11 protein-coding genes and 3 pseudogenes are annotated in these 15,421 nt (G+C 47.7%); 8 read left to right on the top strand and 6 right to left on the bottom strand.

Annotated features, from left to right (window positions below; all coding sequences use genetic code 11):
- Positions 1-147 (bottom strand): annotated as a pseudogene (locus tag IO95_RS19955) (ribokinase); the annotation flags it as partial.
- A gap of 260 nt (positions 148-407) precedes the next feature.
- Between IO95_RS19955 and IO95_RS26190 the strand changes: the two are divergent.
- From IO95_RS26190 to ompL, 4 genes and pseudogenes are all read left to right on the top strand, one after another.
- A pseudogene (locus IO95_RS26190) lies at positions 408-491 on the top strand (NAD(P)-binding domain-containing protein); the annotation flags it as partial.
- Positions 481-771 (top strand): annotated as a pseudogene (locus tag IO95_RS19950) (MFS transporter); the annotation flags it as partial. The pseudogenes IO95_RS26190 and IO95_RS19950, both read left to right, overlap by 11 nt.
- 276 nt (positions 772-1,047) lie before the next feature.
- Positions 1,048-2,484, top strand: coding sequence for an MFS transporter (locus IO95_RS19945; protein ID WP_037386839.1), 1,437 nt, complete (start codon positions 1,048-1,050; stop codon positions 2,482-2,484).
- Positions 2,485-2,624: 140 nt separating this feature from the next.
- Positions 2,625-3,293 (top strand): porin OmpL, encoded by a 669-nt coding sequence (ompL, locus tag IO95_RS19940; RefSeq protein ID WP_037386851.1) that lies wholly within the window; start codon positions 2,625-2,627, stop codon positions 3,291-3,293.
- Positions 3,294-3,379: 86 nt separating this feature from the next.
- Here ompL and uxuA read toward each other — a convergent pair whose 3' ends face one another.
- The 4 genes from uxuA to IO95_RS19920 form a co-directional block, all read right to left on the bottom strand.
- Positions 3,380-4,564 (bottom strand): mannonate dehydratase, encoded by a 1,185-nt coding sequence (uxuA, locus tag IO95_RS19935; protein WP_023491774.1) that lies wholly within the window; start codon positions 4,562-4,564, stop codon positions 3,380-3,382.
- Positions 4,565-4,660: 96 nt separating this feature from the next.
- Entirely contained in the window at positions 4,661-5,398 is a 738-nt protein-coding gene (locus tag IO95_RS19930; RefSeq protein WP_200874194.1) for an FCD domain-containing protein, read from the bottom strand.
- A 104-nt stretch (positions 5,399-5,502) separates the two neighbouring features.
- Positions 5,503-7,290 carry a glycoside hydrolase family 2 protein gene (locus IO95_RS19925; protein WP_023491777.1) on the bottom strand — a complete coding sequence of 596 codons (1,788 nt, stop codon included), beginning with the start codon at positions 7,288-7,290 and terminating at the stop codon, positions 5,503-5,505.
- An 80-nt stretch (positions 7,291-7,370) separates the two neighbouring features.
- Complete coding sequence (locus IO95_RS19920; protein ID WP_023491779.1) at positions 7,371-8,363, bottom strand: TRAP transporter substrate-binding protein; 993 nt, start codon at positions 8,361-8,363, stop codon at positions 7,371-7,373.
- Positions 8,364-8,823: 460 nt separating this feature from the next.
- Here IO95_RS19920 and IO95_RS19915 point away from each other — a divergent pair, with 460 nt between their 5' ends.
- The 4 genes from IO95_RS19915 (at position 8,824) to uxaC (ending at position 13,689) form a co-directional block, all read left to right on the top strand.
- On the top strand, positions 8,824-9,315 hold the full coding sequence (locus IO95_RS19915) for a TRAP transporter small permease (protein WP_023492049.1): 492 nt from the start codon (positions 8,824-8,826) through the stop codon (positions 9,313-9,315).
- Positions 9,316-9,362: 47 nt separating this feature from the next.
- A complete protein-coding gene (locus IO95_RS19910; protein ID WP_023492050.1) occupies positions 9,363-10,664 on the top strand; it encodes a TRAP transporter large permease in 1,302 nt (433 codons plus the stop codon).
- 53 nt (positions 10,665-10,717) lie between these two features.
- On the top strand, positions 10,718-12,181 hold the full coding sequence (locus IO95_RS19905; protein ID WP_023492051.1) for a fructuronate reductase: 1,464 nt from the start codon (positions 10,718-10,720) through the stop codon (positions 12,179-12,181).
- Positions 12,182-12,270: 89 nt separating this feature from the next.
- Complete coding sequence (gene uxaC, locus IO95_RS19900; protein WP_023492052.1) at positions 12,271-13,689, top strand: glucuronate isomerase; 1,419 nt, start codon at positions 12,271-12,273, stop codon at positions 13,687-13,689.
- 91 nt (positions 13,690-13,780) lie between these two features.
- Here uxaC and IO95_RS19895 read toward each other — a convergent pair whose 3' ends face one another.
- Positions 13,781-15,394: a sensor histidine kinase gene (locus IO95_RS19895; RefSeq protein ID WP_023492053.1), complete on the bottom strand. Its 1,614-nt coding sequence runs from the start codon at positions 15,392-15,394 to the stop codon at positions 13,781-13,783.
- Positions 15,395-15,421 lie beyond the last annotated feature (27 nt).

The following is a 15,421-nucleotide window of genomic DNA, read 5'->3' as shown; positions in this document are numbered from 1 at the left end:
GGCAGCGGCGACAGCGGCGGTTGCCGCCGGGCCCCCCCCAATTTCACGATAGTCATTGGCGACATATTTTCCACCGCCAGTGGGCAGTTGTTCGATGTAATACAAACGGTCTTGCACCGTAATACCTACACATGCGATTCGAGTCATTGTCAGGATCCTTGGTTATTAATTTGCTGTGAGTAAAACAGTTATCAGCCAAAAATTGGCTACCGATCACGATGCCATCATTTTAATTCTCTCAAATGTTAAAAGAGTGATGAATGTCAATTTTTCAATCATAAATTACAAATACGATCAAAAACAGACAGAAGCGGTCTGAATTGTGCGCATTGAGTTGACACAAAGATGACACTTGTAATCAACAGGAAATAACCATGGCATAGATCACATTTATCGGGCCAGGCCAAATGGGGGCACCCATGGCCAGCAACCTGCTTAAGCTGGGGCACCGGCTGAGCGTGTTTGATATTAGCCCGGCGGCGGTCAGAAGGTACGGTTTATACCGGGTTTACCTTCTTCCGTAAGGTCTATCAGGGATTGGCGGGCTTTTTCCCGGGTGTGATGCTGGCCTACATTGGTTATGTTCCTAATGTGCAACAGGCAGCGGGGACTCTCGAAGGATTGCGTCAGTTGATCTTCCTCTACCCTTGCGGCTTGGCGGTGTTGACGGCGTTAACCATGGGGCTGTTCTACCATTTGACAGAGAAAAATTACCTCAAAATTATCGGCGAGCTGGAAGAGAGAAAGCGTCAGGTCAGTCCAGCGGTATGAGTTGAGAGGTTGGGGATAGATGCATCCAAGGGGCAATGGATTTAAGGTGTCAGCAGATATTCCCACTGGATTTCAGATGACAGCCAGACGGCGAAAGTAAGGCAAATGGGTTACCACAGATTTGCATTGCCTTTGCACCGGTCCTGTGTCGAGCCTCAAGGATGAGGCTCATCATTGCCAGGCAATTGCTTAGGTTAGCGATACCGCTATGTACATAAAGCCAACAGTGCTAACGCCTGAAAAATAAAAAATAAGACAATAATAAGGACCATTTAGATGCCCAACGCGACATCCTATTCAGACTCCGTCACATTACGCTTGCCACTGCGTGAAAAATTCGCTTACGGCATGGGGGATTTTGGCTCTAACCTAATGTTGTGTATCGGTACACTTTATTTACTGAAGTTCTATACCGATATTTTAGGGATACCTGCAATTTATGGTGGTGTGATCTTTCTGATCGCTAAATTTTTTACTGCTTTTACTGATATGTTGACCGGTGTCTTGTTAGATTCTCGGCGTAATATTGGTGTTAAAGGTAAGTTCAGACCATTTATTCTTTATGCTTCGTTGCCAGTCGGATTACTGGCAGTGGCAAACTTTACCAATAGCGGCTTCAGTTTGAATATTAAGACAGTATTGGCAACGGTACTGTTTATGTTGTTTGGCCTGTTTTACAGTTTGATGAATTGTTCTTATGGTGCAATGGTGCCTGCGATCACTAAAAACCCTCAAGAGCGAGCTCAACTGGCGGCTTGGCGGCAAGGGGGGGCGACCTTAGGATTACTGCTGTGCACCGTCGGATTTATTCCTATCCAAATGTTATTTACTGAGCAACCAGGAATCGGTTATCTGATTGCTGCGGTCGTCTTTGCAACTTGCGGTGTATTTTGCATGTGGTGGTGCTATGCCGGGGTTAAAGAGCGTTATGTTGAAATGGTGCCAGCCCATCATAAACCCGGTATTTTAAAATCGTTCCGCGCTATTTTTGAAAACCCACCGTTGTTAGTATTGTGTCTTGCCAATTTATGTACGCTAGCGGCATTTAATATCAAGTTGGCAATCCAGGTTTATTACACCCAATACGTATTGCACGATATCAAATTGCTCTCTTATATGGGCTTCTTTAGCATGGGCTGCATTTTGATTGGTGTGCTGATGGTGCCCGCCGCAGTAAAACGCTTTGGCAAAAAGAACGTCTATCTGGGCGGGCTACTGCTATGGTGCCTGGGGGACTTATTTAACTATGCCTGGGGCGGTACTTCTTTCTCTTTTGTGGCATTTTCCTGCATGGCCTTTTTTGGTACCGCTTTCGTTAATAGCCTGAATTGGGCGTTAGTGCCCGATACTGTCGATTACGGCGAATGGAAAACCGGTATTCGTGCCGAAGGGTCGGTTTACACCGGGTATACTTTCTCGCGTAAGATATCTGCTGCCTTGGCCGGATTTTTACCGGGTATTATGTTAACGCAAATTGGTTATATACCGAATATTGAGCAGTCGCCAGCAGTGCTGGAAGGATTTCGCCAGTTAATCTTTATTTATCCTTGTATCTTGGCGATGGGGGCCGCCATTATGATGGCCACCTTCTATAAACTCAATGAACAGCTATTTATGAAGATAATAGCAGAAATTAATATCAGAAAAGAGAAACGAGAAGAGAGTCGGGAAGTTTATCCGGAAATAAAAAAAGAGATTATTGAAGAGGTTTAACTCGCTATACCATCAGTAATAATACTTACTCGCTATACCTTCAGGTATAGCGGAGCCCTTTATTCTTTTATCACAAGGAAATGTAAACCATGTCTAGGAGTTGTGGTTCTATTGTGCGTAACACCAAGTTGGCATTATTAATGACGACGCTGGTCATTTCAGCCGGTGCTGAAGCTGGGCGAGCTTATCTGGAAACACGTACCGCTTATAATACCGCGTCAGACTTAAGCGAAGTCATTCTGCGTGGTGGTTATCATTTTGATGGCGGACAGGGCCTGATGGCGACCAACGCTTATAATGTCGGAAAGTTTGATCAAGTAAAGCATAGTTATAATGAATTAGAAGGGTGGTACCCGATTTTTCGTCCAACAGACAAATGGACTATTACTACCGGTGGGTTGGTGAACTCAAATAGTGCCGGGTCAGGGGGTTCTGTTTATCTGGATAATAATTACAAGTTTCTGCCATCGTTCAACCTGACGGTGCGTTATCGTTATAATCGTAGCAATTATGACACCATCGATTTTAATGGTAACCCATCACGCAACGACACGCATGAAATTGCCAATTACTGGAACTTTAAAATCTCCGAACAATTTAATTATACATTCGAGCCACATTATTTTATTCGGACCAATGATTTCTATAGTAAAAATGGCAAGAGCCATCATTGGGAGATCACGAATACATTCCGTTATAAAATAGATAATAACTGGATGCCTTATCTCGACCTACAATGGTTAGATCGCTGGAACTATTATAATCAGGAACAGTACCGTATTCGTGTAGGGGTGCGTTATACCTTCTAACGCGCTTTGTTTGATAGGTATAGTTTGATAGGTATAGTTTGATGGGCAATAACGCGGTTTAACCGCGTTATTGCTATTTAATTGTCTTAGCTAAAAAATGCACGTTTTAGCGCCAACTCTAAACCACGCACTTCCGCCAGACCTTTTAGACGACCAATGGCCGAATAGCCTGGGTTGGTTTTCTTCTTCAGGTCATCCAACATTTGATGACCATGGTCAGGACGCATTGGGATTTTACGCTGATCGCCCGCTTTTTCGCGGCGCTGCTCTTCTTCCAGGATCGCCATCACCACGCTATACATATCGACGTCGCCTTCCAGGTGTGCAGCTTCGTGGAAAGTTAGCGGGTTTTGTTCTTCACGTTGGGTCGAGCGCAGATGAGTGAAGTAAACACGTTCACCATGCTTTTTGATCATCTTGACCAGATCGTTGTCACCACGCACCCCGTAAGAACCGGTACACATAGTGATACCGTTCATCTTGCTGGGCACTTTCTCGGTTAACCAATCAATGTCTTCGATAGTTGAGACGATGCGTGGCAACCCGAGGATTGGGCGCGGAGGATCATCAGGGTGCACTGCCATCTTGATGTTTTCTTCCTCGCACACCGGCATCAGTTCTGACAGGAAGTACGCCATGTTTTGACGTAATTGATCCTTGGTAATACCAGCGTAGCGGTCTAACTGTGCCTGGAACTCTTCCAGCGTGTAGCCTTCTTCTGCACCTGGCAAACCGGCAATAATATTGCTGGTTAATTGCTTGATCTGCTCTGGGGACATGTTGTTGAAGTACTCAAGCGCTTGCTCTTGTTCTTGCTTGGCGTAGTCTGCTTGGGCACCTGGGCGCTTTAGGATGTACAGTTCAAATGCCGCAAAGGCGATCTGGTCAAAGCGTAACGCTTTAGAGCCATCAGGCATTTGATATTCAAGGTCAGTACGTGTCCAGTCCAGCACCGGCATAAAGTTGTAGCACACCGTATCGATACCACATTGTGCCAGGTTACGCAGGGTCTGCTTGTAGTTATCAATCCACTGTTGGTAGTTGCCTGTTTGTGTCTTGATTTCTTCATGTACCGGGACACTTTCAACCACAGACCAGGTGAGGCCCTTTGCTTCGATGATGGCTTTGCGAGCAAGAATTTCTTCTTTGGTCCAAACCTGACCATTCGGGATATGGTGAAGCGCGTTAACAATTCCCGTCGCGCCTGCTTGACGGATATCATCGAGTGAAACTGAGTCATTGGGGCCGTACCAGCGCCAGGTTTGTTCCATGGTTAATCTACCTTCTATCATTGTGGACTTTCACCTTGAGCAAAAGTCACGACCGTATACGAATAAGAGGAGCTGGCTCCTCTGCGGGAAATAGGGTTAAGGGAACAGGTAGCCGTCAAACTTCGGGTCATCAACGTCTGAAAGTGCAAACAGCACTTGTTTAACGTTTTCCAAGTGTTCCCACATTGCTTTGCGTGCGCCTTCTGGGTCACGTTTTTGCAGCGCGATCAGGATCTGCTCATGATCCAGCAGCCAGGCTTTGCGGTAATCATGATTAACGATATGCGAATGTAACTGGCGCCACATTGAGCTCTCATGACGGCGTAGCCACAGGTCATTGACTACGTCAGCGAGTATGCTGTTTTGCGAGGCGGCGGCAATGGTAAGGTGAAATAGCTCATCGCTATCGTAATCATCACAACCAGCTTCAAGATTGCGCTTTTCAGTGTTTAATGCCTCACGCAGGCGTTGAATGTCACTTTTGGTGATATACCGTGCGGCAAAGCTGGCGATTTCACTTTCAATCAATTGGCGTGCTTGTAGCAGTTCAAAAGGGCCGATATCGCTACTCGTTCCTGATGCAGATGAGTGCGTCAATGGGTTTTCTTCACTTGGCTGGTTAATCACATACACACCGGAACCCTTGCGCACTTCCACCAAACCTTTGAGTTCCAGCATGATGATCGCCTCGCGCACAACGGAGCGACTGACGTCCATTTTTTCTGCGATGTCACGCTCTGGTGGCAAGCGGTCACCCACTTTGAATTCACCTTTGGCAACACGCTCTTGCAGCAAAAATCCAATTTCTTGATACAGTCTTTTGGGTTCTGACATGGTGGTACTCATTAATACTCTCGCCAGTTTCTTTGGGGGATTATATCACCCTGGTTAAATTGGTCAACCAACTGGTCAACCAATTAAGCATGCTACCATACCGTTTACGGCTTCAATGTTGCGTAGAAGTCCGCAAGTAACTGGAATGACTCTTTTTTGGTAAATTTATCATTAGAAATTAATCCTTTACGGTTCCATCCTTTTTGGAACATATTCTGACGCCGCTCAACACGGAATTCGTACAGGATCCAAGGGGAGATACCTTTGATGTAGTCCAGTTTTGCCAGATAATCGATTTGCTTGCGATACACGTCGGTCATGTAAGATTCACTGAAGAACCCGGTTTTCGGTGCGCCTTCACCAATGAAGCCATCTGCACCCGTTTCTGAAATCACCACCGGTTTACCCGGGTTTGAGTTTTCACCAATCTCAATCAAGTCATCAAAAACTTCCTCGTACCAACCGTAATATTCATTGATACCAATGATATCCAGGTGATCCGCAAGACGATCTTCAATCTTGTTCTTAGCGTGGTTAACCAGACAAGCGGCGGAAACCAGGCGGCACGGATCGTTATCGCGGGCAGCTTTAACCAGGTTAGCCATGAAGGTGAGGCGAGCATCGGTGTCCGCATTTTCATTACCTACCGACCACATAATCACAGAGGCACGGTTACGATCACGCTTTATCATTTCGATAAGCTGGTTTTCTGCATCACTGTAAGTCGCTGGATTGTCGAAATCAATCGCCCAGTAAACTGGGATCTCGGCCCAAATCAGAAAGCCAAGTTCGTCAGCCATCCGGGTTGCCATCTCGTGGTGGGTGTAATGAGCAAAACGCATATAGTTACAGTTCAGCTCTTTCGCATGCTGGAAACGGCGCTTTAGATCTTCCGGGGTCACCACTTTCCCCAGGACTTGGTCATCTTCGTGTACGCTAATACCACGCAGGAAGGTGTTGACACCATTCAAGAAAATCTCAGTCCCTTTAACTTCGATCTGGCGGAAACCAACGCGATCTGATACTTGGTCTTGGCCGAACGTGGCCGTGACATCGTAAAGTTTTGGGTTTTCTGGTGACCACAATTCTGGCTGGGCAGCGAGCTCAACCGTGCCTTTGCCGTCGGTGATGGTGATGGTACTGTGCAGATTGAGTTCAGGGATGGCAATTTCAACATGGTCTTCGCTCCCTTCAACAGCAACATCAATATGGATCAGGTTGTACTGGCTGTTGGGTACCAGGTAAACATGCAGGTCGCGGATAATCGCTTTAGGGGTACGCACGATTTCAATGTCACGATAGATGCCACCGTAGTTGAACCAGTCTGTATTGCGCATCGGGACACGATCCAGCGTGCGGTTATTGTTGACACAACACATGATCCAATTACGGCCTGCTTGCAATTTACCGGTAAACTCGGCGAAGAATGGCGTGGAACCGCCGTAGTGGTTACCAATAAATTCGCCGTTTAGAAAGACTTTACAATCGTACTGAGCGGCCCCAATCCGCAGGAAAACACGCTCACCCGCTTCTGCTTCTTGGTAATCCCAGGCCTTGGTATACCAGGCACTCCCTTCAAAGAAGTACCATTTTTCTTTTTGCATCTGCCAGCAAGAAGGGACAGGAATGGTTTCCCCCACATAAGGGTCATAATCCCAAGGCTCGGTACGCTTTTCTGCTGGCATGGGTTTCATTTCGTGCCAACGTTGACGCAGACCGGTATCGAGCAGATCAACCGCAAAATTCCAATGACCGTTAAGTGATTCGCTGGCCCGTCCCCCCATAAACAGCATGTTGGTGTGATTCAGGTTTTGCAGATTGAATGGCAGATCATATTGTTCGTCATGCAGGCAGTTGATCGCGTTTTCAGCAAGCTCAGAACGTTCTAACATTTGTATTTATTCCTAAATATGAGAGCGCGATTCGCGCTCTCTATATTGACTATCTGTGGGTACGGGATAGCGACAGGTTGTTACTGGGTGTTGGCGAGGGCATCAATACCGCGCACATAGTCAGCAATCACTGGGTTTTGCAACGCAGCTTCGTGCATCGGTTTCACCGCATCAACGAAAGGTTGTTTTTCAACGTCGATGAACTTAACTTTCATGGTCGATTGAGCTTCCTCAATGGATTTGGCGGTCATCTCGGTCCATAGCGTTTTATGGAACTGCATTGACTCTTTCGCCGCTTTCTTAATAGCTTGACGTTCTTCTTCTTTTAACCCGTCCCAAACTTTAGAACTGATGACCAGCACATCCGGGATCATCGTGTGTTCATCTTTGCTGAAGAATTTAGCCACTTCGCCGTGACGAGCAGTGGTCAGTGCGGTTTCGTTGTTCTCAGCACCATCAACCACACCTTGTTGTAATGCGGTATATAACTCGCCGTAAGAGAGTGGGGTTGGTGAGCCGCCCATCATTTTGATCATTTCAACGGCCGTTGGGCTTGGCTGCACGCGGATTTTCATCCCTTTCAGGTCAGCCGGTGTTTTGATCTCTTTGTTGGCATAGAAGCTACGAGCGCCGGCATCGTAGTAAGTCAGGCCGACAAAACCCTTCTTGTGAGATGCTGCCAGGATTTTCTCACCCACATCACTTTCCATGGCCCGGTAGTAGTGGTCACGGTCACGGAAGATATAAGGAATATTGAATGCGCCATAAGCAGGCTCAAACGCTTCCAGTTCACTGGCGTTTGATTTAACGATGGCGAGAGCACCATTTTGCAGCAGCTCCATGGATTCACGCTGAGTACCCAGTTGCCCGTTTGGATAGATACGGATGCGTACTTGGTCGTTGGTGTATTCCTTCACTTTGTCAGCCATGTATTGCATTGACTGGTGCACTGGGTGGTTACGGTCTTGGTTGTGGCTCAACTTTAACGTGGTTGCTGCAAGCGTTGAGAAAGAGGTGGTGGCTGCCAGGGCACAGGTAACGAATGTCACCAGCACTTTTTTGCTAATACGCATAAGGTTCTCCAGGTTTTATCGTTCTGTTATACCCCGTTGATGCAAGCGAAAACTGCAATGAACCGGGTATAGATGTTCTGCTGTTTTTGGTTAGCCAATTGCAGTGCTTAACCAGGGGTAGCTAATTACTTGTACAACTTGAGTCAAAGCAAACCAATTTTCAACTAAAAAAAGTGAATTGGTTGACCAATATCACGATCTGGTTGAGAAAAGTGGACTGACCAATTTTATTGTGACTCTTATCACAAGAGTGACTTTTACTCTGTGCTTAAATGCCGCCCACTCTTGGTTATGTGCGCACTCATATCACCTTTGGTCACCATCACGGGGGAGGTGAGTGCTGAGAACACTCGGTGAGCTGACAAAACCAAGGGATTTAGTTGGACGATAACGCTGCCAAGGAGTCGGTGTTGATTGCGACATTATTGGACGCGAATAAATGGTCACTTAGGAGACTTTGATGAATAAACTTACCAACATCATGAATAAGGTGCTCTCTTTATTCTGTATTTCGCTCAGTAGTGTATTGGTGTTGTCCGTATCGTGGCAGGTATTTTCTCGTTATGTTCTGAATAATCCGAGTACATTCACCGATGAAATTTCTCGTTTCCTCTTCATATGGGTAGGTTTGATGGGGGCGGCATACACCTTGGGGCAAAAGCGTCATCTGGCGATTGATCTGCTACCAATGAAACTTGAGCACAGCCCAAGAAAACACAATCAACTCAGCATAGTCATTAATATTTTCAGTGCGGCATTTGCTTTTATCATCATGATTTACGGTGGCGGCAACTTGATGCTGAAAACCATAGCGACAGGCCAGATTTCCCCTGCTCTGGGCATTGAAATGGGCCTGGTTTATGCAGCGATTCCATTGAGCGGTCTGTTTATGGTGATGTACATCATTCGCGATCTGGTGGAACTCATTTCTGCGCGTCAAAAGTTGGCTTGATTACAGCCATCATAAAAACAATAACTCATTGAATAAGGAATAATACCGTGGAATGGCAAGTGCTTATTGTCTTATTTGGTAGCTTTTTTCTGTTACTTGGTATCGGGGTGCCAATTTCATTTTCTATCGGTCTCGCTTCGTTATTAGCAGTAACACTGTCGTTGCCTTTTGATGCTGCTATTGCGGTTATCTCGCAGAAAATGGCCTCTGGTCTGGATAGCTTTGCGTTACTCGCCATCCCATTCTTTATCCTGGCGGGTAACATCATGAACCAAGGCGGTATCGCCATGCGCCTGATTGAATTTGCCAAAATTCTGGGTGGCCGCCTACCGGGTTCACTGGCGCACGTAAACATTATCGCCAATATGATGTTTGGTGCCATTTCAGGTTCAGCCGTGGCATCAGCCGCAGCAGTTGGTGGCACCATGGCGCCACTGCAGAAGAAAGAAGGTTACGATCCGGCGTATTCGGCAGCGGTTAACATTACTTCCTGCCCAACCGGTCTGCTTATTCCGCCGAGTAATACTTTCATTGTCTACTCGCTGATTTCTGGTGGGACCTCAATCGGGGCGCTATTCCTGGCAGGTTATATTCCCGGCCTTATGATGGGCCTGGGTTTGATGCTGGTGGCGGGTTTTATTGCCAAAAAACGCGGCTATGCCATTGCCCCAAAACCGACTCGCGCTGAAGTTATCAAGAAAACCCTGGATGCACTGCCTAGCCTTAGCCTGGTTGTGGTCATCATGGGGGGGATCATCAGTGGGATCTTTACCGCTACAGAAGCCTCTGCCATTGCGGTGGTCTACACGCTGATTCTTGCGGTGGTGTTCTACCGTGAAGTCAGTGTCAAGCAGTTGCCACGTATCGTACTTGAATCGGTGGTCACCACCTCTATCGTCTTGTTATTGATTGGTACATCAATGGGGATGTCTTGGGCGATGGCTAACGCTGATATCCCTTACCTAATCAGTGATGCTCTGTTGGCGATTTCTGATAACCCCATCATTATCCTATTGATCATCAACGTTGCTTTATTGATCGTCGGTATCTTTATGGATATGACCCCTGCGTTACTGATTTTTACCCCTATCTTCCTGCCAATCGCCATGGACTTGGGAATGGATCCGGTACACTTTGGTATCATGATGACGTTTAACCTGTGTATTGGTATTTGTACGCCGCCAGTGGGGAGCGCACTGTTTATCGGTTGTTCAGTCGGTAACGTGAAAATTGATAAAGTTATCAAACCACTACTGCCATTCTATGTGGTATTGGTGGCAACGCTGCTACTGGTTACTTTTATACCGCAAATCAGCTTGACTCTTCCTCGGTTCTTCCTCGGTTATTAAAAATTATTGGATGAGCCCTTTGGGGCTCTCCTTCTTTTGTAAGGACTATTGAAATGAAAAACCTCAGCGATAGCCAATTAAACGCTAACGTTATTGTGCCGAGCTATGACCGTAGTCGACTGAAGTCGCGTATTGTGCATCTGGGGTTCGGTGCCTTCCACCGCGCACACCAGGCGTTGTTTACTAACGAAATGTTAGAGAAAACAGACAGTGACTGGGGGATTTGTGAAGTTAACCTGGTTGGAGGTGAAGCGCTGATCAAGCAGTTGCGTGAGCAAGACCATCTCTACACCGTGGCAGAGAAGGGCGCGCAGGCGACACAAGTTAAAATGATTGGGTCGGTGACGGAATCGTTGCACCCAGCGCTTGACGGCAAAGCCACGGTACTGGCAAAAATGACCGAACCGCAAGTAGCGATTGTTTCCATGACCATCACCGAAAAAGGCTATTGTGCTGATCCTGCAACCGGTCGTCTGGATAAAAACAATCCGTTGATTGTGGCTGATTTAGCCAATCCTCGCGACCCAAACTCGGCTATTGGCTACATTGTTGAAGCCCTGCGTCAACGTCGTGAGAAGGGAATAGCGCCCTTTACCGTGATGTCTTGCGATAACGTACAAGAGAACGGCCATGTGGCGCGAGCCGCAGTACTCGGCTTTGCCAACCTGGTTGATGCCGATTTGGCTACCTGGATTGAAAAGCATGTGACTTTCCCATGCACCATGGTTGACCGTATTGTGCCTGCCGCGACAGAAGAGACACTGAAAGAGATCGAAGCCCTGGTTGGTGTCGCCGACCCTTGTGGTATCGCTTGTGAGCCGTTCCGCCAATGGGTGATTGAAGACAACTTTGTGGCGGGGCGCCCTGATTGGAACGTCGCCGGCGCTGAGTTCGTCAGCGATGTGGTGCCCTTTGAAGAAATGAAGCTGCGTATGCTGAACGGCAGCCACTCCTTCCTGGCTTATCTCGGTTACCTGGGGGGATACGCACATATTTCCGATACCATGACCAATGCTGACTACCGTAAAGCGGCATTCGACATGATGATGAAAGCGCAAGCGCCAACATTGAAAATGCCACAAGGTACCGACTTGGAAGGGTACGCCAACCTCTTGATTGAGCGGTTTACCAACCCCAGCCTAAAACACCAGACCTGGCAAATTGCCATGGATGGTAGCCAGAAAATCCCACAACGGATGGGCGGGTCTTTGCGTTATCACCTTGCTCGCGGTTCCGATTTTAAATGGTTGGCAATGGGGATTGCCGGTTGGATGCGTTATGTGGCGGGAGTTGATGAACGCGGTGAAGCCATTGATGTTCGTGACCCGATGGTGGCACAGTTCCAGGCAATTTATGCTGAGCAGGGCCTTAACGTTTCGGTGGTGAAAGCGTTGCTGTCCATTGAAGCGATATTTGGTACCGACCTTATTGCCAATGACACCTTTGTCACCGCAGTGACCGAGGCTTACCAACGGATTCTGGACCAGGGTGCGCGCGCTGCCGTAGCATCACTGTAATTTAACACTCAATGCCTGCGCCGATTGCGTGGGCATTGTTTTCACATCCCCCTCAAGCGCGAATATGAATCGTGTTAGTGAAAGAGAAAATGAAAAATTTTTTGTGCGAAGACTTCTTATTGTCGAACGATACCGCCCGCGAGCTCTATCATGACTACGCGAAGGCGATGCCAATCTATGATTACCACTGTCATCTCAACCCCAAAGAAGTGGCTGAGAACCGGCAGTTTGCTAACCTGGGCCAAATTTGGCTTGAGGGTGACCATTACAAATGGCGTGGTATGCGCTCTGCGGGGGTACCCGAGTCACTGATTACCGGTAAAGAAACCTCGGACTATGAGAAGTACCAGGCATGGGCGCAAACTGTTCCCAAAACTTTAGGTAACCCGCTTTATCACTGGACTCATTTGGAGTTACGCCGTCCATTTGGTGTAACGGGCAAACTGTTTGGCCCTGAAACCGCAGAGGATATCTGGCACCACTGTAATGAACTGCTGGCGACGCCTGAATTCTCTGCTCGCGGCATTATGAAGCAAATGAATGTGGTGATGGCCGGGACCACCGATGACCCTATTCATTCGCTCGAAGCCCACAAAGCGATCGCGGACGACCAAAGTTTTGCTATTGAAGTGGCACCAAGCTGGCGTCCAGATCGCGCATTTAAAATTGAGTTAGACGGTTTTTCCGCCTATATGGCTCAACTTGGGGCGGTGGCCGATGTGGAGATTACGCGCTTTGCTGATTTGCTGACGGCGCTGGAACGCCGCCTGGAGCACTTCAGTGCCCACGGCTGTCGCGCGGCTGACCATGGCATCGAGGTGGTGCGCTTTGCGGCAGTTCCGGCAGAAAGCACGTTAGATGCTATTTTAACGCGTCGTTTGGCAGGTGAAACGCTGACTGAACTTGAAATTGACCAGTTCACTACGGCAGTACAGGTCTGGCTTGGCCAGCAGTACGCCAAACGCGGCTGGGTCATGCAACTACACGTGGGGGCTCAGCGTAATAACAACACGCGGATGTTCCGTTTACTGGGGGCGGATTGCGGCTTCGATTCGATAGGTGATCGTTCATATGCGCTGCAACTTGCTTGCTTGATGGATGCGATGGAGACAACCAACGAATTACCCAAGACCATTCTGTATTGTTTGAACCCACGTGATAACGAAATGCTGGCAACCATGATGGGGAATTTCCAGGATGGCAGTATCGCGGGCAAGATTCAATTTGGTTCTGGCTGGTGGTTCAATGATCAGAAAGATGGCATGGAACGCCAGATGCAACAGTTGTCTCAGCTCGGTTTGTTAAGCCAGTTTGTGGGTATGCTGACAGACTCGCGCAGCTTCCTTTCTTATACTCGTCACGAATACTTCCGTCGTATTCTTTGCAACATGATTGGGCAATGGGCGGAAAATGGCGAAGTACCCCGTGATATGCGCATGTTAGGCAAGATGGTTGAAGATATTTGCTACCACAATGCCAAAGCGTACTTTATGTTGCCGGGCGAGTAACAACCAAATAGGTGTTATGGCACCCTAATGGGGGCCATAACCGATACCTAGGTCTATTCAACCGCTAGGCTTGTTACTTGTTACTTGTTACTTATTGCTGGGGCGGTTCTTGATAGGCCTTGGGGATAAATAGCGAGAAAATGGTACCACAAGGGTCATTATCCGAAATCTCGATGCTGCCATGTGCCTGGCTGACATAGCTGGCCACCAAGTGCAGACCAATACCGTGGTCGCCTCGGTGTTTAGTGGTAACCCCCTGTTCAAACAGCGTATCACGCACTTCGGCGGCAATACCGGTGCCATGGTCAGCCACTTCAATCACCAATTCGTTACTGCTGTCATTAATATACAGTTCTACGGCTTGATAAGGCGGCGCACAACGCAGTGTGGCATCCACCGCATTATCCAACAGATTGCCGATAATCGACATTAATTCGGTTTCATTTAATGCCGCCGGGAGTTGGCGCAATTGGCAAGCGGGATCAAACTGCAACGTGATACCTTTTTCACGTGCGCTGGCGTATTTACCCAACAGTAGCCCACAGATCGTGGCGGAACTGAAACGTTGAGAGATAAAATCGAGGATTTCCTGCGCACCTTCTGATTGTGCTTCTATATAGCGGATAGCTTCATCATAGCGCTGCATATGTAACAAACCCGCGAGCGTGGCCGTCCAGTTCAACTGCTCATGGCGCATGATGCGTAGATTGTCGGCATAACGTTTTACCTGGCTAAGCTGGCTACTCAGGGTATTGATATCGTTTTTGTCGCGGAAAGTGATCACCCAACCCTGTAATTCATTCTCCTGCATAATACGTACCCGGTTGGCAATCACCTGTATATGGTTGAAACGGCAGATCTCATCATGAGTATCCTGTTCCAATTGGCTGGCGGAAAAGAAATTCGGTTGTGACTGGATAAGGTCACCGATTTTCTGCCCCAGCAGGCTGCTCATCGGCTGTTTTAGGTCAAGTAACTCACGGGCGGCATAGTTGATGGTGATAATGCGTAACTGTGGATCGATAGCGATCACGCCTTCATAAATCGCTTCCAGCAAGGCTTTCTGTTGGCGTACCAACAGGGCGATTTCTTTGGGTTCCAGCGAGAACATTTGGCGCTTTAAGTTTTTCGACAATAACCAGGAAAAAAGAAACAACGCCGTTAACAGCAGGAGAACTGAAAAAACAATTTGAGTGAGTGTTCGGGCATTTAAGCGGTCGATATGGCTCTTAAGATAACCGACAGAAACAATACCAATGACCTGATCATCCGCATTAAGGATCGGTGCCTTGCTACGTAATGAAATGCCGATGCCGCCTTCGCGGATGGAAATAATACTTTTACCTTCCAACACTTCTTTATTGTCACCCCCCACCATCGGTTTCCCCAGTTGTTTGGGGTGTTCGGAATGGTAAAGGTGCAGGGTGTGCTGATCGCCAACCACAATATAACTGGCATCGCTGGCGGCGCGGATTTGTTTCATCAGATTGGCGATATCTTGCGTATTGTTCTGCTCTACTGCGGTGATCAGTGTCGGGATCAGCGCTATTTCACGGGCCTGGACTTGAGCGCGGGCACCCAGATCACGGTGCAACTGGGTATTCAGATTATAGTAGGTGTAAACGCCAATCAGCGTGAGCAGCACACTTGAACAGGCGACCAGGCAAAGAAAAAGTTTGATGTGAAAAGAGAGTGTTATACGCATGGGTGATTATGGGGCCTCTATTTCGGT

Source organism: Serratia sp. DD3 (genome assembly GCF_000496755.2).
The sequence above is the reverse complement of the archived record's forward strand: the minus strand, read 5'-3'. Positions and strand labels throughout refer to the sequence as shown.

What these genes read in the sequence shown, in the direction of transcription:
- IO95_RS19930 (WP_200874194.1), bottom strand. Translation starts at nt 5,398, where the DNA reads ATGTCAGAACCCAAAAGACTGTATCAAGAAATTGGATTTTTGCTGCAA.
- IO95_RS19925 (WP_023491777.1), bottom strand. Translation starts at nt 7,290, where the DNA reads ATGTTAGAACGTTCTGAGCTTGCTGAAAACGCGATCAACTGCCTGCAT.
- IO95_RS19915 (WP_023492049.1), top strand. Translation starts at nt 8,824, where the DNA reads ATGAATAAACTTACCAACATCATGAATAAGGTGCTCTCTTTATTCTGT.
- IO95_RS19920 (WP_023491779.1), bottom strand. Translation starts at nt 8,363, where the DNA reads ATGCGTATTAGCAAAAAAGTGCTGGTGACATTCGTTACCTGTGCCCTG.
- IO95_RS19905 (WP_023492051.1), top strand. Translation starts at nt 10,718, where the DNA reads ATGAAAAACCTCAGCGATAGCCAATTAAACGCTAACGTTATTGTGCCG.
- uxuA (WP_023491774.1), bottom strand. Translation starts at nt 4,564, where the DNA reads ATGGAACAAACCTGGCGCTGGTACGGCCCCAATGACTCAGTTTCACTC.
- IO95_RS19945 (WP_037386839.1), top strand. Translation starts at nt 1,048, where the DNA reads ATGCCCAACGCGACATCCTATTCAGACTCCGTCACATTACGCTTGCCA.
- uxaC (WP_023492052.1), top strand. Translation starts at nt 12,271, where the DNA reads ATGAAAAATTTTTTGTGCGAAGACTTCTTATTGTCGAACGATACCGCC.
- ompL (WP_037386851.1), top strand. Translation starts at nt 2,625, where the DNA reads ATGACGACGCTGGTCATTTCAGCCGGTGCTGAAGCTGGGCGAGCTTAT.
- IO95_RS19895 (WP_023492053.1), bottom strand. Translation starts at nt 15,394, where the DNA reads ATGCGTATAACACTCTCTTTTCACATCAAACTTTTTCTTTGCCTGGTC.